The organism is Johnsonella ignava ATCC 51276, assembly GCF_000235445.1.
Classification (GTDB): Bacteria; Bacillota; Clostridia; order Lachnospirales; family Lachnospiraceae; genus Johnsonella; species Johnsonella ignava.
Genome location: NZ_JH378833.1, coordinates 4,435 through 27,984, shown reverse-complemented (window position 1 = coordinate 27,984; position 23,550 = coordinate 4,435). Strand labels below are relative to the sequence as shown.

Annotated in this window: 17 protein-coding genes, 1 CRISPR repeat array and 1 riboswitch; of the genes, 15 read left to right on the top strand and 2 right to left on the bottom strand. The window is 32.5% G+C overall.

Translation table 11 applies throughout. The features are described 5' to 3' along the window. Nucleotides 1-67: 67 nt before the first annotated feature. Nucleotides 68-1,126 carry a DUF1307 domain-containing protein gene (locus tag HMPREF9333_RS07295; protein ID WP_005541025.1) on the bottom strand — a complete coding sequence of 353 codons (1,059 nt, stop codon included), beginning with the start codon at nt 1,124-1,126 and terminating at the stop codon, nt 68-70. A 340-nt stretch (nt 1,127-1,466) separates the two neighbouring features. After that, nucleotides 1,467-2,084: a DUF1307 domain-containing protein gene (locus HMPREF9333_RS12270; RefSeq protein WP_005541023.1), complete on the bottom strand. Its 618-nt coding sequence runs from the start codon at nt 2,082-2,084 to the stop codon at nt 1,467-1,469. A 192-nt stretch (nt 2,085-2,276) separates the two neighbouring features. Continuing rightward, nucleotides 2,277-2,392, top strand: a riboswitch (FMN riboswitch). 292 nt (nt 2,393-2,684) lie between these two features. On the opposite strand from HMPREF9333_RS12270, the gene HMPREF9333_RS07285 reads away from it, so the two are divergent. The 15 genes from HMPREF9333_RS07285 to HMPREF9333_RS07215 all read left to right on the top strand — a co-directional run bounded on the left by HMPREF9333_RS07285 (nt 2,685) and on the right by HMPREF9333_RS07215 (nt 23,398). Further along, a complete protein-coding gene (locus HMPREF9333_RS07285; RefSeq protein ID WP_005541022.1) occupies nt 2,685-3,434 on the top strand; it encodes an ECF transporter S component in 750 nt (249 codons plus the stop codon). Nucleotides 3,435-3,769: 335 nt separating this feature from the next. Then, on the top strand, nt 3,770-6,379 hold the full coding sequence (locus HMPREF9333_RS07280; RefSeq protein ID WP_005541020.1) for a RelA/SpoT family protein: 2,610 nt from the start codon (nt 3,770-3,772) through the stop codon (nt 6,377-6,379). A gap of 210 nt (nt 6,380-6,589) precedes the next feature. Next, a complete protein-coding gene (locus tag HMPREF9333_RS07275; RefSeq protein WP_005541017.1) occupies nt 6,590-7,252 on the top strand; it encodes an MBL fold metallo-hydrolase in 663 nt (220 codons plus the stop codon). Continuing rightward, nucleotides 7,249-8,694 carry a coproporphyrinogen dehydrogenase HemZ gene (gene hemZ / locus HMPREF9333_RS07270; RefSeq protein WP_005541014.1) on the top strand — a complete coding sequence of 482 codons (1,446 nt, stop codon included), beginning with the start codon at nt 7,249-7,251 and terminating at the stop codon, nt 8,692-8,694. The genes HMPREF9333_RS07275 and hemZ overlap by 4 nt, the downstream gene beginning before the upstream one ends. A 68-nt stretch (nt 8,695-8,762) precedes the next feature. Next, the gene (hisS, locus tag HMPREF9333_RS07265; RefSeq protein WP_005541012.1) at nt 8,763-10,037 is read left to right on the top strand and encodes a histidine--tRNA ligase; all 1,275 of its coding nucleotides are present in this window, start codon (nt 8,763-8,765) and stop codon (nt 10,035-10,037) included. Nucleotides 10,038-10,154: 117 nt separating this feature from the next. Continuing rightward, on the top strand, nt 10,155-11,942 hold the full coding sequence (gene aspS / locus HMPREF9333_RS07260) for an aspartate--tRNA ligase (protein ID WP_005541010.1): 1,788 nt from the start codon (nt 10,155-10,157) through the stop codon (nt 11,940-11,942). 191 nt (nt 11,943-12,133) lie between these two features. After that, entirely contained in the window at nt 12,134-12,874 is a 741-nt protein-coding gene (cas6, locus tag HMPREF9333_RS07255; protein WP_040882579.1) for a CRISPR-associated endoribonuclease Cas6, read from the top strand. Between the two features lie 4 nt (nt 12,875-12,878). After that, nucleotides 12,879-14,609: a hypothetical protein gene (locus tag HMPREF9333_RS07250; protein ID WP_040882577.1), complete on the top strand. Its 1,731-nt coding sequence runs from the start codon at nt 12,879-12,881 to the stop codon at nt 14,607-14,609. A gap of 28 nt (nt 14,610-14,637) precedes the next feature. Then, nucleotides 14,638-15,522: a type I-B CRISPR-associated protein Cas7/Cst2/DevR gene (gene cas7i, locus HMPREF9333_RS07245; RefSeq protein ID WP_005541007.1), complete on the top strand. Its 885-nt coding sequence runs from the start codon at nt 14,638-14,640 to the stop codon at nt 15,520-15,522. Further along, entirely contained in the window at nt 15,500-16,288 is a 789-nt protein-coding gene (gene cas5b / locus HMPREF9333_RS07240; protein ID WP_005541006.1) for a type I-B CRISPR-associated protein Cas5b, read from the top strand. Before cas7i ends, cas5b begins: the two co-directional genes overlap by 23 nt. 175 nt (nt 16,289-16,463) lie before the next feature. Continuing rightward, nucleotides 16,464-18,767, top strand: coding sequence for a CRISPR-associated helicase/endonuclease Cas3 (locus HMPREF9333_RS07235; RefSeq protein WP_005541005.1), 2,304 nt, complete (start codon nt 16,464-16,466; stop codon nt 18,765-18,767). Nucleotides 18,768-18,897: 130 nt separating this feature from the next. Next, nucleotides 18,898-19,392 carry a CRISPR-associated protein Cas4 gene (gene cas4 / locus HMPREF9333_RS07230; protein ID WP_005541004.1) on the top strand — a complete coding sequence of 165 codons (495 nt, stop codon included), beginning with the start codon at nt 18,898-18,900 and terminating at the stop codon, nt 19,390-19,392. A gap of 53 nt (nt 19,393-19,445) precedes the next feature. After that, a complete protein-coding gene (cas1b, locus tag HMPREF9333_RS07225) occupies nt 19,446-20,438 on the top strand; it encodes a type I-B CRISPR-associated endonuclease Cas1b (protein ID WP_040882575.1) in 993 nt (330 codons plus the stop codon). Between the two features lie 6 nt (nt 20,439-20,444). Continuing rightward, nucleotides 20,445-20,723, top strand: coding sequence for a CRISPR-associated endonuclease Cas2 (gene cas2, locus HMPREF9333_RS07220; protein ID WP_005541002.1), 279 nt, complete (start codon nt 20,445-20,447; stop codon nt 20,721-20,723). A 175-nt stretch (nt 20,724-20,898) separates the two neighbouring features. Further along, a CRISPR array of direct repeats spans nt 20,899-22,987; the repeat unit is 30 nt; unit sequence GAATTAAAGGAACTAAAGTAGAATGTAAAT. A gap of 120 nt (nt 22,988-23,107) precedes the next feature. Further along, the gene (locus tag HMPREF9333_RS07215; protein WP_005538936.1) at nt 23,108-23,398 is read left to right on the top strand and encodes a transposase; all 291 of its coding nucleotides are present in this window, start codon (nt 23,108-23,110) and stop codon (nt 23,396-23,398) included. The last annotated feature ends 152 nt before the right edge of the window (nt 23,399-23,550 follow it).

Sequence of the window (23,550 nt, the reverse complement as noted above, 5' to 3'; positions counted from 1 at the left end):
TTATCTCTATTTTTTAGAATATTCACAAGTATAGAGTTCTATTTCTTTAAGTATAAAGTATAGGATTTTATTTCTTTTCTACATATCCTAAAAAAGATAATTCCTGGTATATATCTTCCATATTTAAATCAGATTCATCTGAATATATATAATATCCCCCGTTTGTTTCTGCAAGTTTATCAAAATCGACTTTAGTAAAATCAACTGTATAGTCTGTAATATAATGGTCATCATTAAAAGTCATTTTTGATGTAACACCTTCAATCGAATTGGACTTTTCATTTAGCGGTGTGAGTATTTCTTCAGCTTCCTCTTTACTGTTAAAATAATCATCGTAGTACAGTTTTTTCGTATATATTGACTCGCTTAAAACTTTATTATCTTCATATGTAAATGTAATTTTAAGATCTGTTTCAGGGATATCTGGGTGTATATAAACCTTTGTACCTTTGCCGCTAAATTCTGTACCTGAATATTTGGCAGTTGATTTAGGACTGCTCTTTTTAGTAAATCTCGGTGGGATAAATTGATTTTCTATAGCTGTCATGTCAAAATTATTTTCCATTGAAGTAAAATGTATGTGTTTCTCTTTTTGAACTTCAGCAAGTTTATCAATATCAGTTTTAGTATAATCAATTGATATATCCTTAACATAGTAATCATCATTAAAAACTACTGTTGCAGTAATGCCCTCAAGTGCATTAAGAGTTTCAATTTCAGGTTTTAAACGTTCTTCAGCATCTTCTTTAGAGGGATGAAGAAAATTTTCTACACGGTATCTACGTATTGTATGCTCTGATTCGCTTAGAACTTTATTATCTTTGTATGTAAATGTATATTCAAACATATTAAATCCGTACCCAATTGTATAAGTTTTTGTACCCTCACCCTTAAATTTGCTATTGTTTACAGCTCCGGCACAGCTGCTGTCTGACATGACACTGTCGCCTTCTGCAATTGAGCCTGAAGAATCAGATTTAGATTCACTATTTGATAAAGATTCCTTGTCTGATTCTGAATTGTTGTTTGCCTGTGTTGAGGAAACTGCGTTTTTATTTCCTCCTGAGCATGCCGCTATACCTGACACGGCTACAGCAACTAACAGGCAGCTTAAAAATTTTTTCATAAATAATACGTCTCCTTTAGATTTTTATATAGCACATTGATAATAACATGATTATCTTGTAATGTCTATATATGTTATAATAATATAACTATATAAAATTAAAAAAATTTAAAGAAGAATTGCAGTTTGGGAAAGGTATTTGTGATTCGTTAAAATTCTATAAAAGTTACAACACTTTAGGATAGGGAAGTAATGGAGAAATAATGTGAGAAATAATTGAAAAATTTTAGAAAATATATTATTAAAAGTAATTAAAGATGCCGGAATTTCTGTTTTTAAAAATCCCGGCATGGTAAATTTGTTTATTTCTATTTTTTAGTATATTCTAAAGTATAGAATTCTATTTCTTTTCGACATACCCTGAAGAAATAAGTCTCTGACTTATAGTTGACATCATTAAATCGGATTCATCTTTATATACTGCTGTGCCTTGGGCTTCTCCAAGTTTAGCAAGATCGACTTTAGTAAAATCTACTGTTATGTCTTCAACATAATGGTCATCATTAAAAACCAGTTCTTCCTTAACACCCTCAACCGCCTGAATTTTTTCAACAATCGGTTTGAACATCTTTTCAGCCTCTTCTTTATTGGTGAGACCAAACATGCTGTACATTAATTTTGAGTGTGTTGTCTGACTGAGAACTTTATTGTCTTTGTATGTAAATGTAGCCTCAACTTCATTAAATCCATCAGTAAAAGTGTAAACTTTTTTACCTTCTCCCTTAAAGTCATCGCTGGTTACAGCACCGGCAGAGCCGCTTTCCGATTTTGCACTGCCTCCTACGGCAATTGAACTTGCGGCTTCTGATTTGGATTCACTCTTTGATGAAGCTTCTTTGCCTGATTCTGATTTGCTGTCTGCCTGTGTTGATGAAACAGTATTTTTGACTCCTCCTGAGCATGCTGCCATACTTAATACAGCTGCTCCAACTAACAAGGTGCTTAAAAGTTTTTTCATAAAATATATCTCCTTTAGATTTTTTTATAACAATCTGATAATAACATGATTATATAATAATGTCCATATACTTTATCATTTTTTTAAAAAAAATTAATTTTTAATTTTAAAAAATTAATTTTAGCTAAAAATAAAAAAATGATTTTTTACTTGCATTATTCTTTTTACAGTGTTATCATAAAGATGCAACAAATAGTTCTTCGGGGCGGGGTGCAAGTCCCCACCGGCAGTAAAGTCTGCGAGCTGAAACTGGCTGATCCGGTGTAATTCCGGAACCGACGGTATAGTCCGGATGAGAGAAGGGTATTATTATAAAACATATCAGGTGTGTTTTTTAAAGCAGTAAATGGTATATCTGATGTGGTACGGTATAAGCCGGTACAGAGTATCTTTCAAGGTTTCGAGAATTATTTCGAAGCCTGTTTTTGTTTGTAAATGTTTAATTCATAGTAATAAACTATATAAATAAAAATAGAATTTTATACCAAAATATTATGTTAAGCTATAAACAAAAAGTTATATAAAATTAAAATTTGAACAATTATTAATTTTAGAAGTTTATTTGTAAAGAAGCTTATCTGAAAGAAAGGTCGTACTAAAATGAAAATAATACAGACAGTATTGGAAAATTCATTATTTGTGGCTCAATTTATGGCGATAGTGTTTATTATATTTGCATCTTCATATGCAATTGAAAAGAAATTCAATACTATAAACTCAAGCAGAGAAAGGATACTTAATACAAAAAAGATTGTTGTTATAGGATTGTTTTCAGCTATAAGCAGTGTGCTTATGATGATTGAGATGCCGTTGCCGTTTGCACCGCCTTTTTACAAGATTGATTTATCGGAAGTACCTGTACTTATAGTAACCTTTGCATACGGACCTGTGGCAGGCGTACTTACTGAATTTTGTAAAATAGTATTAAAACTTATATTCCGTTCTACAAATACGGCTTTTGTGGGTGAGCTTGCAAACTTTGTAGTTGGTTGCAGCCTTATATTACCGGCAGGATTTATATATCTTTTTAATAGAAACAAGCATTATGCTATTATAGGCTGTGTGGCAGGAACTTTATTTATGACGGTATTCGGGTCAGCCTTTAATGCCATATATCTCCTGCCTAAATTTGCACAGCTTTACGGCATGTCGCTGGATAACATAGTTGCCATGGGTAGCTCTGTAAATCCTGCTATAAATTCAATACAGACACTTGTTCTTTTTGCAACGGTACCATTTAATGTAATAAAAGGTGTGTTTGTGTCAGGTATTACAGTACTGCTTTATAAGAAACTCAGTATTATACTTAGAAGTCAGGGCAAGGCTGCGGTAAGAGCAGGAGTAAATTAAAATAGAACAGGTCTCTGAAATTTTATATTAAATCATCATAATACCGTGAAGGGAAATATATCCACTTTAAAATAAGGGTTTAATATCTGCTAATATATGGGTATGAGTACATGTGTTTAATATCAGCAGGTATTTTAGCAGGACTTACCATATTAAAAAATAAATAGCATGAATATAAATACAAAAACTGCCATAGTCTATTGTAATGACTGTTATGGCAGTTTTTCTGTTATATACCTATAATACAGGTCTTATTATAATCAATCAAAATCTTGCATTTTTATTATAAAATTACTATAATATTTATTAATTCTTTTTAAGAGGAGAATGGAAATATGGCTGACAATAAAGAAATTATAAAAGACAATAAAGAAAATATAAATATAGATAATAATGAAATCTCACAGTCAGGTAGTGCAAATAGTGAAGTTGCTCTGCATAAAGGCACTGATATGCCTGATAAAAGTGCTGTACATGAGGGTGAGGAAAATAAAGATATTGTAAAAAAAGATAATGAAGCTGCTCTTTCAGAAGATACTCAAAAAAGGCGGGCACAAAGAAGGGCTGCAAAGCTTGCCAGAAAAAAGGCAAGAAGCCTTAAGGTGGTTGAAAAAAGTCATATACAGAAGGTTCTTGAGGAAGCGGAGCTTAAAAAAGATAATAAAGGGAAAAACTCTGCTATTTCAGATGAAAACGGATTATGGAGTTCTGACGGTGAAGGAGAGCAGAATGAATTGTATGCGGTACTTCTGGAAAAAATAAAGAAAAACAATAAAAATGAAGATATTTCTTTGGTTGAAAAGGCGTACACTATTGCCTGTGCCGCACATAAGGGTCAGGTGAGAAAATCAGGCATACCATATATAACACATCCTATAAGTGTAGCAATAATACTTGCAGATATGAAGCTTGATGTAGGAATTATAGCGGCAGGTCTTCTGCATGATGTAGTTGAAGATAATAAAAATTATAAAATTGATGATATAAGTGAAGTATTTGGTGACCGAATATCCTTTCTTGTAGACGGTGTTACAAAGCTTACGAATGTATCGGCAGATGCTGAAAAAACCGCTGTTTATGCCGATAATATGAAAAAGATGTTTATATCAATGTCAAAAAATATAGGTGTTTTAATTATAAAGCTTGCCGACAGACTTCATAATATGCGTACATTGCAGTTTATGAAGGTTGAAAAACAAAAAGAAAAGGCTCAGGAAACCATACAGATATACTCTCCGCTTGCACAGAACCTGGGCATATCAAAGATTAAGGTTGAGCTTGACGATCTTGCACTTAAATATCTGCATCCGGGCAGGTATAAAGAGATTGAGAAGAAACTGCGTGCAAAAAGAAAAAATTGCGAGGAGCTTGTAAGTAATGTGGTTGAAAATGTCAAGGCAAATCTTGAGCAGAGGGGCATATCGGGTGAAGTAATTGGCAGGGTTAAGCATTATTTTTCAATTTACAAAAAAATGCTTAACCAGAAAAAGGAATTTGAACAGATATATGATCTTTTTGCGGTAAGAATTATTGTAAACACAGAGGAAGAATGTTATCTGGTACTTGGAATGCTGGGACAGATATATAGCTTTAAACCCGCTACTATAAAGGATTATATCAACAGACCTAAAGTAAATAACTACCAGTCCCTGCATGTTATGCTTATGATTGACGGTGAGTACGTTGAAGCACAGATAAGAACAAAAGAGATGCATAAAGTTGCAGAATACGGTATAGCGGCGCATTGGAAATATAAGCAAAAGGGCAAGGATGCCAAGGCAAATGCCGAATTTGATCAGAATATAAACACATGGTTAAGCAGACTTAGTGAGCTTGAGCAGGACAGCACCGATAATGTTCATTTTATGGAGCTTATGAAAGGTGAGCTTAATATGCTGTCAGGGCATGTTTATTGTTTTTCACCGAAGGGCAGGATAGAGCATCTGCCGATAGGTTCAACCCCTATTGACTTTGCCTATGCCATACACTCGGCACTTGGAAATAAGATGGTCGGTGCAAGAGTAAACGGGAAAAATGTTCCTAAGACATATCAAATACAAAGCGGTGATCAAATTGATATAATCACATCACATAATTCACCGGGACCTAGTCTTGACTGGCTAAATATAGTCAAAAGCTCACGTGCCAGAAATAAAATCGAACTTTGGTTTCGCACCGAATTAAAAGAAGAAAATGTATCAAAGGGCAGGGCACTTATTGAAAAATACTGTATTGCAAAGGGTATAAAATGGAGTGATATAAATAAACCGGAGTATCAGGCAAAGGTAATGAGGCGTTATTCCTATAAGACATGGGATGCCGCACTTGCCGCCGTAGGACATGGAGGCATAAAGGAAGGGCAGATTGTCAACAGGATGCTCTCTGAAAAGAATAAGGAAGATAAGGTAAATATAACTGATGATGAGATCATTTCCAAGATAAATGATTCCAGTAAAAAGAGTATATCAAAAACTGCTCATTCAAAATATGGTATAATAGTTCAGGGGGCTGATGAGCTTTTGGTAAGGTGCTCAAAATGCTGTTCGCCCATACCGGGCGATGAAATAATAGGTTATATCTCAAGAGGAAGAGGAGTAACTATACATCGTACCGACTGCATAAATATAATAAATATGCAGGAAGAGGAAAGAAAGAGACTTACTCCTGCAGAGTGGGACTTTACAGAGGAAGAAGGAGGGGGCAAAAAATATCCTGTTGAAATCAAGATTTATGTTGCAAACAGAAACAGGATAATAAATGACCTTTCAGGGATGTTTAGTGAATCAGGCATTACGATAAATACGATGCAGGCAAGGGTAAATAAACAGGGTCAGGCTACTATTGAGGCAGGCTTTGATATAAGCGGTGTGGATGAACTAAACAGGATAATGTCAAAGCTAAGACAGGTACCCGGTGTTGAGGATATCGTAAGAACATCAGGATGAGCGTTTAACCGGGTAAAAAGGAAAAAATATGTTCTTTTTATTTAAGTACAGTTAATTAAAAATTTCCGTATTCGGAATAAATGTAATAAAGAGTATAATAAAATAATTATAGTCTAAATAAGTATAATAAAGTAAATATAATAAAAGCGATAAAGACCTGTTTTGCCTAGGCATTCAGGTCTTTATGCCGGATTTTAAGGAGAAAAATTTATGAAAAACCTAAGGGTGGAGATGCTTGTGCTTGGCATAGTAAGTACAAATACTTATGTTGTATATAATGATGAAACTAAGGAGGCATTTATAGTTGATCCTTCATGCGATGCACCCAGAATAATTGAATTAATCGAAAGGCTTAAGCTTAAACCTGTGGCGATAATGCTTACTCACGGGCACTTTGATCATATAATGGCAGTTGATGATTTAAGGGACAGGTATTCAATAAAGGCATATCTTCACGAGGAAGAAGATGATATAGCTTCCGTTCCCGAGCATAACTGCTCAATCGAGGTGATTGGAGAACCGTTTTCACTTAAAGCGGATATTTTTCTAAAGGACGGGGAGCATATAAATATGCTTGGAACTGACTGGGAGGTAATCCTTACACCGGGTCATACAAAGGGAGGCTGCTGCTATTATGCAAAGGATGAAGAACTGCTTTTATCAGGTGATACTTTATTTAAAGAAAGCTATGGGCGCTGTGATCTGTACAGCAGCAGTAAAAAAGATATGATACATTCAATACTTGACAAACTTTTTATACTGCCTGAGGAAACTGTAGTGCTTCCGGGACATGGTCCTGCCACTACTATTAAAAGTGAAAAAAAACGAAATATAATATCTGTTTACATAGGCAGGAATATAGATTTGCTATGATAGCTCTGTTACTTTTTGATATGCCGTTTGAACAGGACATCAGGGAGCTTTTTATGGCATTTTATCCGGGCAGGACGTATATATACAAGGCTGATCCTCAAGCAGGTATTATATTTACAGGCAGAAGGATAGATAATCCGGACGGCGGTATATATGATGTGGAATTGATTTTTGGCAGCCATACTGAACCTGAGGCATATGATGAGGAACACTTTAGTGTAAATATATATAATTCAAGGACTGAAGTTAAAAATGAGCTTAAAAGACAGTTATACAGGATTTTAAGCAAACATACAGGCATAGAGCTGCCGTGGGGGACACTTACGGGTATAAGACCGGTGAAAATTGCTGTAAATATGATGGAATCGGGCTTTTCAACTCAGGAAGTTCTTGATGAGATAAAAACAACATATCTTACAGGGAAGGAAAAAGCATGCTTATGTGTGGATACGGCATTAAATGAGATAAGAATATTAAAAGATATTGATTATAACAATGGCTGGAGTCTTTATATAGGCATACCCTTTTGTCCTTCTACATGTCTTTACTGTTCATTTACATCATACCCTATATCCAGATGGGCATTAAAAAAGAATGAATATATTGCCGCCCTTTGCCGTGAGTTAGAATACACGGCAAAAAGGATGAAGGATATGAAACTGCACAGCATCTATATAGGAGGTGGTACTCCGACATCACTTGAGGCATGCGACCTTGAAACCTTACTTTCTGCTTTAAAAAGTTTTTTTAATATAGATGATGTTCTTGAATTTAGTGTTGAGGCAGGACGTCCCGACAGTATAACATATGAAAAGCTTCTGGTATTAAAAAAGTACGGTGTTGATCGCATTTCGGTAAATCCTCAGAGCATGAACCTTAAAACCTTAAATACAATAGGCAGGAACCATGATGTTGATATGGTAAAGGAAGCATTTGCACTTGCGAGAAAGGCGGGATTTTTAAATATAAATATGGATGTGATACTGGGACTGCCGGGGGAAGATGCCGAAGATGTGCAGAATACTTTTTATGAGCTTAAAAGGCTTGCACCTGAAAGTATTACAGTACATTGCCTGGCATTAAAAAGAGCAGCCAGACTCAATACGGAAAAATACAGATATAAATCAACTGCCTATGAAGCTGTTGAGAGTATGCTTGATATAAGCAGGCAGTATTGCAGGGATATGGGACTTATGCCCTATTATCTGTACAGGCAGAAAAATACAGCAGGTAATTTTGAAAATGTAGGATATAGTAAAGCAGGCTGTGAATGTATATATAATATTATGATAATGGAGGAAAAACAGACTATAATAGGCTGCGGAGCGGGATCGACCTCCAAGATTGTGATACCTGATGAGAATCGTATTGAAAGAGCTGAAAATGTAAAAGATCCGGCACTTTATATAGAGAGGATTAAAGAGAAATATATGGATTTATAAAGCTTTGTAATTATGAAATACTGTATAATATTGATATTAAATAGAAAAATATATAAACAGGAGATATTATGACACTTATAAAAAAGCCGGTAACGGGTATGAAAGATATACTGCCTGATGAGATGGAATTAAGAGATTATCTTATAGCTATTATAAAGAAAACTTACAGAAGCTACGGTTTTACTCCTATTAAAACTCCGGCAGCTGAACATATAGGCAATCTTTTAAGTTCACAGGGCGGTGAAAATGAAAAGCTTATATTTAAAATTTTAAAAAGAGGAGAAAAGCTGAATCTGAATAATGTCGATAAAGAGCTTGATTTAACTGATATGGGGCTTAGGTATGACCTTACACTCCCGCTTGCAAGATATTTTGCGGCAAATTCATCAAAACTGCCTATGCCGTTTAAGGCACTTCAGATAGGAAGCGTATTTAGGGCTGACAGACCGCAGAAAGGCAGATACAGGCAATTTACACAGTGTGATATAGATATAATAGGAGATGCAAGCGAGTTTGCCGAGATAGAGCTTTTGCTTGCAGCAGCATCAGTTTTGTCAAAAATATGCCCTGAAAATAAATTTTTTATAAGGCTTAATAATCGGGAGATTTTAAAGGCGATGTCGGAGTATGCAGGCTTTATCTCCGATAAACTGTCTGATGTTTTTATAATACTTGATAAGATGGATAAGATAGGTTTAGCCGGAGTACAAAAGGAGCTTATTGAATCAGGCTGTGATGAAAAAAGTACCTCTAAGTATACCGGGTTATTACAGAAACTTTCAGAGAGTAAAGACATTTCAAAAACCGGTGATTTACTTAAAAAAGAACTTGAGGGATTTATAAATGAAGAAGTTGTAGATAGCTTTATATTTACCTCAGAGATTGTAAACAACTGTAAAAGCCTTGACTTTGATATAGTATTTGATCCTTCACTGGTAAGGGGGATGGGATACTATACAGGCACTGTGTTTGAGATATCAATGGATGGATTTTCAGGCTCGGTTGCAGGCGGAGGAAGATATGATAAGATGATAGGAAAATTTACAGGTACCGACACGCCTGCATGCGGTTTTTCAATAGGCTTTGAGCGTATTATTGCAATACTTTGCGACAGCGGCTTCAAGATACCCAGTTTAAATGAAAAAACCGCATTTTTATACGAAAAGGGTATTGACCGTAAAATTCTTTCAGATATTTTAAGAGAGGCGGAGGCTGAAAGAACGGATGGAAAGACGGTACTTGTATCTTCCATGAATAAAAATAAAAAATTTCAGAAAGAACAGCTTAATAAGCAGGGATATACTGATTTTAGAGAATTTTACCGTGAAGAACTAAAAAGATAAAGCTTAATTATTTTAAAGGATTTATAAAATAGTCGATTCCTTTTATTTAGGGATGGATTGCTAATTTGAGATTACTGATTAAAAATCAAAAATATTATTTTAAAAGGAGATTTAAAAATGCCGGAATCAATGCGTGGACTTAAAAGAAGTCATAGGTGTCAGGAAGTAATTAATGCAGCCATAGGCAGTGAGGTTACAGTTATGGGCTGGGTTGCTAAAAATAGAGTTAAAGGCGGTATAATATTTCTTGACCTTAGAGATCGTTCAGGAATACTGCAGATAATATTTGAGGAAGAACATTGCGGAAAAGAGGTATTTGCAAAGGCACAGAAATTAAGGGCTGAATTTTGTGTAGCTATAAAGGGAAAACTTGAAAAACGCTCAGGTGCGGCAAATGAAGAACTGGCAACAGGGCATCTTGAGGTTGAGGCAAGGGAACTTAGAATACTTTCAGAGTCTGAAACTCCGCCTTTCCATATAGAAGAAGATTCAAAGACGAAAGAGGAACTGAGGCTTAAATACAGATATCTTGATTTAAGACGTCCTGATATCCAAAAAAATATAATTATGAGAAGCAGGATAGCGACAGTTGTAAGACGCTGTCTTTCGGAATTGGGATTTTTAGAGATAGAGACACCTACACTTATAAAAAGCTCACCTGAGGGTGCCAGAGATTATCTTGTACCAAGCAGAGTGCATCCGGGAAAATTTTATGCCCTTCCGCAGTCTCCGCAGCTTTTTAAACAGCTCCTTATGTGTTCAGGCTATGACAGATATTTTCAGCTTGCACGCTGTTACAGAGATGAGGACCTTAGAGCAGATCGCCAGCCTGAATTTACACAGATAGACATGGAGCTTTCATTTGTTGATGTAGATGATGTAATTGAAGTAAATGAACTTCTTATAAAGACAATATTTAAAGAGGTTCTGGATGTTGATGTAAAGCTGCCTATACAGAGGATGAGTTATGCGGAGGCTATGGAAAGATTCGGAAGCGATAAGCCTGACTTAAGGTTCGGAATGGAATTAAAGGATATAAGCACCGTTGCATCAAAATGCGGTTTTTCAGTATTTAAGGATGCAGTTTCAGCCGGGGGAGCGGTAAAGGGTATTATTGTAAGCGGACAGGCAGGCATGCCACGCAAAAAGATTGATGCTCTTGTTGAGTTTGCAAAGGGATATGGTGCAAAAGGGCTTGCATATATGGCAGTTGAAAATGGAGGAGGCGTAAAATCTTCATTTTCCAAATTTTTAAATGAATCGGATATAAATGAAATTATAGATATTATGGGGGCTAAAGAGGGCGATTTAATGCTTTTTGCAGCCGATAAGAAAGCTATTTGCGCACAGGTGCTTGGAGCACTTAGAGTTGAACTTGCAAAGGAACTTGGACTTTTAAATGACAGAGAATATGAATTTGTCTGGATCACAGAGTTTCCTTTATTTGAATTTTCCGAGGAAGAAAACCGCTACAAGGCTGTACATCATCCTTTTACCATGTTTATGGAAGAAGATATGCAGTATCTTGAAAGCGATCCGGGAAGGGTCAGGGCAAAGGCGTATGATATAGTGTTAAACGGTACAGAGATAGGGGGAGGCTCTGTAAGAATCTATCAATCCGATATACAAAGTAAAATGTTTGACATACTGGGTTTAAGTAAAAAAGAGGCAAATGAAAGATTCGGCTATCTTCTTGAGGCTTTTAAATACGGAGTTCCGCCACATGCCGGTCTGGCATACGGTTTTGACAGGGTTGTAATGCTTATGGCAGGTGCACAGTCAATAAGGGATGTAATGGCATTTCCCAAGGTAAAGGATGCCTCGGATCTTATGATAGAAGCACCAGACAGCGTAGAAGAAAAACAGCTTGATGAGCTTGGGCTTGAGATAAAAAACAGTAGATAAGATAGATATAATTATATGCTGAAGGCATATTATATTTTGTATGAAAAGAAAATAGAATAAGTTTAAAAAGCCGGTATATAGAAATTATTTTATTAATATTACTTGATTTTTATTTTATTTTAATGAAGCAAAATTTTCAGATTAAGTTAAAAGAGTCGGGATTTATAAAACCGTATAAAGGAGATTTGGATATGAGGTTTTCAATTGATGTTGACCTGCTTCAGGAGGAGATACCAAAGGATTATAGAAAAATGATAGTTTCATTTTTTAAAAAAGCCTTTGAAGATAATAATCCTGAGTATTATAAGAAGCAGTATGTAAATGAAGAAAATAAAATGAAAGAATTTGTATTTTCAGTTTTTATGGAAAGACCTGATATTAAAAAGGAAAATGAAAATATATCAGTTCCTGACAAGAGGATTAAAATATTTTTCTCAAGCTATAATCCGGAGGATGGTTTAAATATTTATAATGCCCTAATGTTAAAACAGGATAAGATATATAAATATAAGGACTTTCAAATCTGCCCAAGACATATAAGACTTGTAAGGGAAAAAACGATAAGAGGAAATGAAGTTACCTTTAAAACTTTATCTCCTGTGGTAATAAAAGAGCATAAAGGAGATAATAAGACAACATGGTATCATAAACTTGACAGTGAAGCAGGCAGGGAGCAGTTTGGTATTAATCTTAAAAATCAGCTTAAGGCAGGACTTGGTAAAGGCTGTATAAGTGATTATGATGAGATTCGGTATGAGGTTATAAAAAACAAAGAATTAAAAATCAAACATTATGATATAATTGTAAACTGCAATATGGCTGAAATAAAATTTAATGCAAAACCTTATATACTTGATTATCTGTATAAAGCAGGCGTAGGCTCAAACCGTTCGAGAGGGTTTGGATGTTTAGATATAATAAAGGAAGGGTAAATCGGTGGATACGAAAATCAGACTTCATATGAAAGACTGGCAGTTTAATATGGGATTGCTCGGCTTTTATAATGTATTGCGGCATGCAGATATAGATGTAAAATTTCAGGATGATTATATAGAATTTGATGAAGAAGAACTAAAAAAGCATTTGGAGGGATTTGAAGAAAAATATTTTTCGTATTTAATAGATAAATATGGTAAACTGACACATTGGCAAAAATTATCGGATATTTGTAAAGAACTTGAAATGCATAAAGCTCAGGGATACAGTAATTTTAAAGAAAATGGGCTTAAAGGGCTGAATGATTTTATAACAGAGTTGAAAAATCATTTAAAGAAAGATAACTATACAAAGGTATATCAGTTTATTAAAGATGGATATGAGATTAAATGCAATGCTGAAAAATTAAAAAATGTTAAGCTGAATAAAAATCAGGATATACAAGACATTATACCCGAACTGGAAAAACAAATCGATATGATTAAAAAAATAGAAGGATATGTGTTTTCAGAAAGCGGGAAAAAATATCTGTTTGCAAAATGCCTTATATATAATGTCATACAAAATTTGTGGGATAAAATAAGTTTTTTAAATCGACAAAATAGAGAATCGGATATATATAAGGCTTTTAAAGAAGATTTTACAGATAAAACATTAGAATATATTTCAGAAAACAAGAGCGAATATAAATTAAAATGCTTTGCAACGGGACTGCCTGTAAAAAATTTAGGCAGTGCATATGAATTGAGTTTTCTTGTTGATACAGGTTTTGATACGGCACGAAAGCTGTCTAATATCTGGGATTATAATAATGATATATTTATATGTGATCTTGCAAGACTTATTTATATATGTATGCCATGTGGTATTACCTATTCCACATTTAAAGATGCTGTTTTTATAAATGCAAACCGGGATTTTGAGAATCTGAAAAAAGTAAATGAAAATATATTTATGAGTATAAAAAGAACGGCAGAAGATAAGGATAATCCCTCTTTAATAAAAAATTTTATAGCATATAAAGCCTTAATTCAGGCAATGCAAAAGGAGACAATAGAATTACAGCCTAAATATGAGCTTTTGGATATACAGGTTATAAGGCTGAATCAGATTGGCGGAAGCAGTAATATGAGGTATAGATTTAATATATTATCTAAGGAAGTATTGGAGCTTCTGTCAAAACATTCTAAAGAACTGGATAAGCTTATTCCTTGTGGTTTCATTGATGGAAAAACATATATTTATATTTATCCTACGGTAATAGATAATATTATAAATAAGACAAATTTATTTAATTTTATACATTTGCTGCTGTCAAGGAAGCTTGATGTCAGTTTAAAAAATTTTTATAGTGATATACATATATATATGTTAAATATAATTAATTCTAAATTTATGGAGGCAGAAATGGAAAAGGAAAATAAATTAGAACATGAAAAAATAGTCAAAGACTTTAAAAACAGCGGATATTATCTGGGTGAAGCATATAGAAATAAAAATGCTGAAAACAGAATAAACGGCATAGCTTACAGGCTGTTAAATGCACTTAAAACCAGAAATGCAGAATTGTTTTTACACACAATTTTAAATTGCTATATGTATATAAATAAACCGGTACCTAAAGATATGGAAAAAGTTCTTTTAAGTGATGTGATTTTGGCTGAAATTGGCTATGCTTTTGTTACAGGGCTTACAGGAAGTATTTTAAAAGAAGAAAAAAACACTAAGTAAAATTAAAATAAGGAGTTAATATATAGAAATGGAGAATAAAGGATTAACCTTAACGATTATTTTTGAAGCAGAGAGTGCAAACTATGGGGAAAGTATAGGTAATGTAGCATCATTAAAGAAAATATCACGTGGGCTTGGAGAACAGTATACATATATATCACGTCAGGCTATAAGGTATAATATAGTAAATCAGATGGGAGCTGACAATACGAAGATAGGTCTTGACGGTTCAGTACTGCAGTTTGATCCGTCGGCTAAAATAGATGAATTTGCAGAGATAGATTTGTTTGGTTATATGAAGACTTCAAAAACTACAAAAACCAGATCTGCCGTTGTACGCATGTCAAACGCAATATCACTGGAACCATATAGGGGAGACCTTGATTTTCTTACAAATAAAGGATTATATGACAGGTATATAAAACAGACCTCTGATAAAAAAGATGGCGGAAATATTGCGCAAAGTGAGATACATCATTCATTATATACATATACGATTACGGTTGATTTGGAAAGAGTTGGATTTGATGAAAATGATAATATCAATATTGAAAATAAAATAAAGGCTGAAAGGATAGTAAGGCTTCTTAATACTGTTAAGTATCTGTATAGGGATATAAAAGGACGCAGAGAAAATCTAAGCCCTTTGTTTATAATAGGAGGAGTATATAAAATCAAAAATCCTATATATCAAAATGTAATTGAGGTAAAAGGCGGAAAGCTGAATGTAGAAAAAATTAAAGATGCCATAGGCAGGGATTTGGAAGCTGAAACTATATCAGGTTTGCTTCCGGGTGTTTTTGAAAATGAGGCTGAGATTAAAAAGGAATTATCTTGCAAAAAAATAAACGAGTTTTTTGAAGATATAGAAAAAAAGGTAAAACAATATTATGAAAGTTATGAAAGCAATTAGACTTTGTATTTCGCAGCAGACTGCAAATTATAGAATTCCGACAAGCTTTCAACTGAAGGAGAGTTATCCGCTTCCCCCTTACTCAACAGTAATAGGCTTTATACACAGTATATGCGGCTATACGGAATATGAGCCTATGGAGATTTCTGTGCAGGGGAGGTATTATTCCAAAGCAAATGATCTTTTTACAAGATATGAATTTAAGCCTGAATTTAAGTTTGACAGCAGCAGACACCAGCTTGAAGTCGGAGGGTTCGGGATAACACGTGGAACCGGAAATACCGAAATGCTTATAGATGTCGAACTCTTACTTCATATAATACCGGTTAATCAGGATAAAGCAGCCGATATTGAGTCTGCGTGCAGATGCCCGAGAATATATCCGAGTCTTGGAAGATATGAGGATCTGGCAGTAATTAATGAAGTTAAGAGTGTGGATTTTTCAAAGAAAAGGCTTGAAGAAAATAAACATGAAGAATATTCAGCATATATTCCGGAATCTATGCTGCTTGATGATTCGGTGCAGCTAAGAGATAGAAACACGAAATTCGGATATTCAGTTAACGGGACAAGATATATGATTAATAAAAATTATGAGCGTTATAATATAGGAAATGAAAAAAATCCTAAATATATACGTAGATGGAACTCATTAAATGTAATATATTCGGGGAATATAATGGCAGTAAAGCGAAATACATTCTATATTGATGAGGACGGTTATATTTTATATATTGATCCTGAATTTAATCAGGATAAAAAATAAATTAAAATATATAATAAAGTAAAATATATAATAAATATAAGAAATATATCAGATACAGCTGTGGTATTTTAATTCTAAACTGTATCTGATATATATTTATATATCAAACATATCAAATACATCAAAATATATCAATGTAAATTCATATTGATATATATGGGTTTTAAGGAGTAATATGGATTTTTGGGCAAAAACCAATCCGAGAGAGACTATACAGCAGCATACTGATAAACTACTTGAAAATATTTATATTTTAAAAAAGATGAATTATATAAAAGATTATAAATGGGAATTGCTTGAGTATGCTGCCATATATCATGATATGGGTAAAATGAATGAAAAATTTCAACTTAAAGTAAGCCCTGACGGAAGGAATGTGGAAGACAATAAAAATAATCCACATTCAGAGCAGGAGATTCCGCATGCTTACCTTAGTTCGGCAATGGTTCCGCTAGATTATCTGATGGATAAATTTGACAATATAGAAATTAAAATTTTGATAAATGCCATAATCTTTCACCATGACAGAAATTTTGATTTTAATGAAAAAAATTCAGAAGATAGAAATTATATACAAAAAGAACTTGATGATATAAAGAAAAAGACGACAAAGTTTAATTATAAAACAATATGGAATGATAAATTTGAATTCCCTTATGAACATTATTCCAGTTCAGGGATTAGTAGGGACAGCTTAAAAAAATTTAAGGATAAAGCGGCATATTATTATAGAACTCATATTTTAACTAAAGGACTTTTACATAAAGCCGATTATGCGGCAAGTGCCGGAGAGATGATTGAATATCAGGCAGATTTTTTGGAAAACAGCATGGAGATTTATAAAAATCAGGTTTTAAAAATAAAAGAATGGAATAATCTTCAAAAATTTATGATTTCAAATAGAAGCCATAATGTAATAGCTGTTGCACAGACCGGATATGGCAAAACGGAGGCTGGGCTTTTGTGGATAGGAGATACTAAGGGCTTTTTTACGCTTCCTATAAAAGTTGCAATTAATGATATATATACGAGAATTACAAAAACAATAGTTACTGAAAAAAAAGAAGAAAGAGTCGGACTTGCTCACTCTGACAGTATGGATGAATATATAAAACATTCATATAGTGATAAAGAGAAAGAATTAATTGAATTTGAAGGACTTGAAAGATATTACAGCAGAACCAGACTTATGTCGCTGCCGCTTACATTATCTACTTTAGATCAGCTTTTTTTATTTGTTTTTGCATATAGAGGCTATGAGCTTAAGCTGGCAGTGCTGTCATACTCAAAAATTGTTATTGATGAGATACAGATGTACAGTGCGGAACTTATTGCCTATCTTATAATAGGTCTGGGGATGATAAATAATCTCGGAGGTAAATTTGCTATTTTGACTGCTACTTTTCCACCGCTTATAGAAGATTTATTAAAAAAGGAATGTGTAGATTACATACGTTCGGAAGACTATATAAACTGTGAGGAGACAAGGCACAGTATAAAAGTAATAGAAGATAATATAAATGCTGAAATTATACTAAAAAAAGTGCTTACATTCAATAAAATTCTCGTTATTTGCAATACGATACGTACTGCACAGGAATTATATGATTGTATAAAAAGTTGTATTGAAGAGGAAGAACAATCTTTAGAGATTAATCTTTTACATAGCGGATTTATAAAAAAAGATCGCAGAAAAAAAGAAGAACACATTTTAAAGTCGGGGAAAAGAACTGAAATAAATAAAAAGGAAATTTGGATAGGGACGCAAGTTTTAGAAGCCTCACTTGATATTGATTTTGATTTTCTTATAACTGAACTTTCTGATATTAACGGATTTTTTCAGAGGCTTGGGAGAGTCTATAGAAAAAGACCGATTGAAGAAAATATAGACTACAACTGTTATCTTTATACAGGTAAAAAGATGTATGATATACGAGGAGTAGGAAGTGTAATTGATCCGGACATTTTTAAAAAATCGAGAGAAAAGCTTTTAAAAATAGACGGCAGATTAAATGAAAAAAAGAAATTAGAGATAATTAATGATACTTATACATATACAAATTTAAAAAATACCAGATACATAAAGGATATAGAAGATAATATAGAGTATATAAAAAGTAATTTTGAAAATTTTTTAAAGGAATCAGAAGCAAAAAAGCAGTTCAGAAATATTTTATCGTATAATATAATACCTTTAAATATATATGAAAAGAATAAAGATAAAATAAAAAAACTTATAGAAACTATCAAAAACCATAAAAAGAGTTTATATGAACGTACTGAGGCAAGAACTGAATTAAATGATTTTACGCTATCAATCAATGCTTCAAGATATAGAAAGAATTTTTCAGTTGAATATCTGGCAATAACTAAATATGAAATGGTGCTTATCTACGACTGTGAATATAACTATGAAAAAGGCTTTTCACAAAAACTGCCATCTGATGAAGTTAAGGAAGAAGAAAGTAAATTTTTTTAGTATTGCAGTAGAAAATATAAATACAATAAATAACTGCAGTATATTTTTTGTGAAAAAGATTATTCATTGAGAGGTGGATTTTGTATAACTATTTGTTTTACCGGACAAGGGTAACAGAATGGAGAACAGTATGAAAAAAGATATAACGGGTACTATGATAAATTACTATTTTATATGCAAGCGTAAATTATGGTATTTTGCGGACGGCATAGGTATGGAAGGTGAGAATGAAGATGTATGCATAGGAAAAATTATAGATGAGCAAAGTTATAAAAGAGAAAAGAAAAATGTTATGATAGATGAAGTTATAAATATTGACTTTTTGCAGTCATGGAAAATAGTACATGAGGTGAAAAAATCACGTAAACTTGATGCTGCGGGCAGGTGGCAGCTTTTGTATTATATATGGATATTAAGAAAAAAGGGTATTCCTATAGAAAAAGGAATTTTAGATTATCCATTGCTTAAAAAAAGAGAAGAAATATATTTAACTGAGGAAAGTGAAGCAGAACTTATAGAAGTATTGGATAAAATTAAAGAGATACTTGATTTAAAATTGCCTCCTGCAGTTATAAATAAGCAATATTGCAAAAAATGTGCTTATTATGAGTTTTGTTATATTTAAAAATAAAAAAGTATCTTGATATATGTTGGAAAATGGAGGAAAACGAATATACCATGGGAGAAAGTATATATATATTCAGAAACGGAACACTTAGCAGAAAAGATGATAATATTCTTATGACCGACTTAAATGGTGAGAAGAAAAATCTTAGAATTGAAGTACTGGATGAGATATATTTATTTGGTGAGGTAACACTTAATACTAAACTGTTGAATATCGCCTCACAAAATAATGTGGTAATTCACATATTTAATTATTATGGATTTTATAGCGGCAGTTTTTTTCCCAGAGAAAGAAAAATAAGCGGGAATATTATTGTTGAACAGGTTAGAAATTATGACGATTTAATTAAAAGATTAAAACTGGCAAAGAAATTTGTTTGCACGGCAGCTGCTAATATTTATAGAAACCTGAGGTATTATAATGGGCGTGGAATTGATCTTAAGAGGGATATGATAGAGATAGAATCATTGCAAAATAAAATCAGCAAATCTACCGGTATAAGTGAATTGATGGGTATTGAGGGAAATATACGTAAAATATATTATGCCTGTTGGAATAAGATTATAAATCAGGATATTAATTTTAACAAGAGAACAAAACGTCCGCCTGACAATATGATTAATTCAATGATTTCATTTATTAACAGTCTTATATATTCAACTGTTTTAAGTGAAATATATAAGACTCACTTACATCCGGCGATAAGCTTTCTTCATGAACCGGGAGAAAGAAGATTTTCTTTAGCACTTGATATTGCAGAAGTATTTAAACCATTGATAGGAGACAGGATGATTTTTTCTATGCTTAATAAAAATCAATTAAATGAAAATGATTTTGAATATGATAGCAATTTTACATATATAAAGGAATCTTCAAGAAGAAAGATTATGGAAGAATATGATAAAAGACTTGAAAGAGTTATAATGCATAGGGATTTAGGGCGTGAAGTTTCATACCGCTATTTAATAAGACTTGAATGTTACAAAATAATTAAACATATTATAGGAGAGAAGGATTATAACGGATTTGTAATCTGGTGGTGATTGGAAATGTATATGATTTTAGTTTATGATATACTTAATGATAAAGAAAGCCCTAAAATATCAAGGAATATATTTAAAATATGTAAAAAATATCTTGTACACATACAAAAATCGGTATTTGAGGGAGATATTACACAACTGAATTACATGAAATTAAAGAAAGAACTTGGTGTCTATATAAGAAAAGACAAGGATTCTGTCATAACTTTTACTAGTAGAAGTGAAAAATGGCTTGATAAGGATTTTTGGGGTATAGAAGATGACAAAACTTCTAATTTTTTTTAAATCTGTCGATATATGATAATGTATAAAAGCTTGGATATAGACAAACTATACTATATGATATATAATGGCTTTGTTCTCAAAAGAGAAATTTTTTTAAGCCATAGGACTTAAAAATGCGGACGAGGACAAAAAGTCTTTATTCAAAAGGCTTGGTTTGGGCACTCTTGAGAGACGGGAATTAAAGGAACTAAAGTAGAATGTAAATGCTGGATAACGATATCATGGCTTTTAAGCTTGCAGAGGAATTAAAGGAACTAAAGTAGAATGTAAATATTTTTTCAAGTAAATACTTGTTAATTTCTTTGATACGAATTAAAGGAACTAAAGTAGAATGTAAATGTATGATATCTTCTCCTTTTAGTTCCTTGTATTTTTCGAATTAAAGGAACTAAAGTAGAATGTAAATTTAGTTTTCTTTGGGGTAGCTGTACTAGTTGCCTGGAATTAAAGGAACTAAAGTAGAATGTAAATGCAGAAAGGTTCAAACTATGAATAAAGAAAAACTATCGAATTAAAGGAACTAAAGTAGAATGTAAATGATGTTTCTTTTAGTTCGTCAATCTTCTGTTGCATGAATTAAAGGAACTAAAGTAGAATGTAAATCCTAATTTGTCGATATACTCTTGCGGACTAGTCATAGAATTAAAGGAACTAAAGTAGAATGTAAATGTCTATGAAGATATATAAAAAGAATTTTCATTGTTTCGAATTAAAGGAACTAAAGTAGAATGTAAATAGGAATTAAAAAGGAAGTTGAGGAACAAGGCGAGAGGAATTAAAGGAACTAAAGTAGAATGTAAATGGCTCTGCCGCTTTGACAAAATACTGTTTTACCCAACGAATTAAAGGAACTAAAGTAGAATGTAAATGATTTTATCCGTCTCTACATTTTCTATTGTTACAGTGAATTAAAGGAACTAAAGTAGAATGTAAATCTATTTTTTCAGATAATTTGTCATTTGAACTTGCATATGAATTAAAGGAACTAAAGTAGAATGTAAATTTATTTTTTTGTGGATACAGGTCAATTTCCTGTCCCTGAATTAAAGGAACTAAAGTAGAATGTAAATTGGAAATGTACTTTACTAACTTTACGCAAGGTAGGAATTAAAGGAACTAAAGTAGAATGTAAATACATTTAGCGTCTTTCTATCAACATCATTTATTTTTGGAATTAAAGGAACTAAAGTAGAATGTAAATATATTTTTATAATTTCTGCTTAAACCTTTTATTTTGCAGAATTAAAGGAACTAAAGTAGAATGTAAATATATTTTTATAATTTCTGCTTAAACCTTTTATTTTGCGAATTAAAGGAACTAAAGTAGAATGTAAATGTCCCGGTTGGTATTCAGATATCTAACACGGAATATGAATTAAAGGAACTAAAGTAGAATGTAAATGAATTTTGATAACTTAAATAATTGCAGTTAAGTGCGAATTAAAGGAACTAAAGTAGAATGTAAATAATTCTTTTCCAACCTTTGCATTTTTTATAGTGTCTAGAATTAAAGGAACTAAAGTAGAATGTAAATAGTTATCTGTTTATTGTAATAACCCGTACCTGTAATTGAATTAAAGGAACTAAAGTAGAATGTAAATGCATTTATTACAGTACTCATTTTTTACAGAATGAATGAATTAAAGGAACTAAAGTAGAATGTAAATTCTATAATAAAAAAAAGGAACGCACACGGCATTCCCTGAATTAAAGGAACTAAAGTAGAATGTAAATCAGCCAGATATGCGATATTAATAATAACACATATCTGAATTAAAGGAACTAAAGTAGAATGTAAATACTTTACCTCTTAAATTTTAATAAAACTTTTTATGTGAATTAAAGGAACTAAAGTAGAATGTAAATTTTATTTTGCAAGGTGTATTCATAAAATATTCATTTTGAATTAAAGGAACTAAAGTAGAATGTAAATGTCAAAGCATTTAACATAAATTTTGCGATTGTACGGAATTAAAGGAACTAAAGTAGAATGTAAATCGCTGCTAGCTTGTTTAGTTATATTTTTTATCGCTTGAATTAAAGGAACTAAAGTAGAATGTAAATTTTGTACATCAATAGCTTTAAAAAATCCTGTTATTTTGAATTAAAGGAACTAAAGTAGAATGTAAATATCTCTGTCGTTTTTTTATTTAAAAGTGTTTCAAGAGAATTAAAGGAACTAAAGTAGAATGTAAATGTTATATATAGTAGATTATATAATTGTAATTTTTTGAGAATTAAAGGAACTAAAGTAGAATGTAAATCAGCCAGATATGCGATATTAATAATAACGCATATCTTTTGAATTTGGAGTGGTAGCATTTAAGTAGAGTTGGTAAACTCACCAAATCTATGGTATTATTAAAAACACAGAGGTGATCAAAATGCAATACGACAAAACTTTTAAAGAAGAGGCTGTTAAGCTATCCGATGAAATTGGTCTTAATACCGCTGCTAACCAACTCGGTATTCCTTATTACACCCTTTCGGGCTGGCGTAATAAACGTAAAAAATATCAGGAAACCGCATATGTTGGAAGCGGTAACAAACGTTTATCTAATGATGCCAAGGATCAAAAGATATGCGAGCTTGAAAAAGAGGTTTTAGAACTTCAACGGTCTAATGACATTCTTAAAGAGGCTCTCGGTTTTTTCGCCGTAAGCCGGAAGAAATAAAGGCTCATTACCGTTATCAGTTCATTTATGTACAAGCACAATGAACTTTGGACTGTAAAGCTTATGTGTCGAAACTACTTCATGTAAGCATTTCAGGTTATTACTAAGTATAAAAACAATACTTAATAAAACCCGGTAAAGAATAATAATCT

Coding starts and splice junctions, on each gene's coding strand:
- HMPREF9333_RS07275 (WP_005541017.1), top strand. CDS start 6,590: ATGAAAAACCTAAGGGTGGAGATGCTTGTGCTTGGCATAGTAAGTACA.
- cas5b (WP_005541006.1), top strand. CDS start 15,500: ATGAAAGTTATGAAAGCAATTAGACTTTGTATTTCGCAGCAGACTGCA.
- HMPREF9333_RS07295 (WP_005541025.1), bottom strand. CDS start 1,126: ATGAAAAAATTTTTAAGCTGCCTGTTAGTTGCTGTAGCCGTGTCAGGT.
- HMPREF9333_RS07215 (WP_005538936.1), top strand. CDS start 23,108: ATGCAATACGACAAAACTTTTAAAGAAGAGGCTGTTAAGCTATCCGAT.
- HMPREF9333_RS12270 (WP_005541023.1), bottom strand. CDS start 2,084: ATGAAAAAACTTTTAAGCACCTTGTTAGTTGGAGCAGCTGTATTAAGT.
- cas2 (WP_005541002.1), top strand. CDS start 20,445: ATGTATATGATTTTAGTTTATGATATACTTAATGATAAAGAAAGCCCT.
- HMPREF9333_RS07285 (WP_005541022.1), top strand. CDS start 2,685: ATGAAAATAATACAGACAGTATTGGAAAATTCATTATTTGTGGCTCAA.
- cas6 (WP_040882579.1), top strand. CDS start 12,134: ATGAGGTTTTCAATTGATGTTGACCTGCTTCAGGAGGAGATACCAAAG.
- HMPREF9333_RS07280 (WP_005541020.1), top strand. CDS start 3,770: ATGGCTGACAATAAAGAAATTATAAAAGACAATAAAGAAAATATAAAT.
- cas4 (WP_005541004.1), top strand. CDS start 18,898: ATGAAAAAAGATATAACGGGTACTATGATAAATTACTATTTTATATGC.
- aspS (WP_005541010.1), top strand. CDS start 10,155: ATGCCGGAATCAATGCGTGGACTTAAAAGAAGTCATAGGTGTCAGGAA.
- HMPREF9333_RS07235 (WP_005541005.1), top strand. CDS start 16,464: ATGGATTTTTGGGCAAAAACCAATCCGAGAGAGACTATACAGCAGCAT.
- cas7i (WP_005541007.1), top strand. CDS start 14,638: ATGGAGAATAAAGGATTAACCTTAACGATTATTTTTGAAGCAGAGAGT.
- hemZ (WP_005541014.1), top strand. CDS start 7,249: ATGATAGCTCTGTTACTTTTTGATATGCCGTTTGAACAGGACATCAGG.
- cas1b (WP_040882575.1), top strand. CDS start 19,446: ATGGGAGAAAGTATATATATATTCAGAAACGGAACACTTAGCAGAAAA.
- hisS (WP_005541012.1), top strand. CDS start 8,763: ATGACACTTATAAAAAAGCCGGTAACGGGTATGAAAGATATACTGCCT.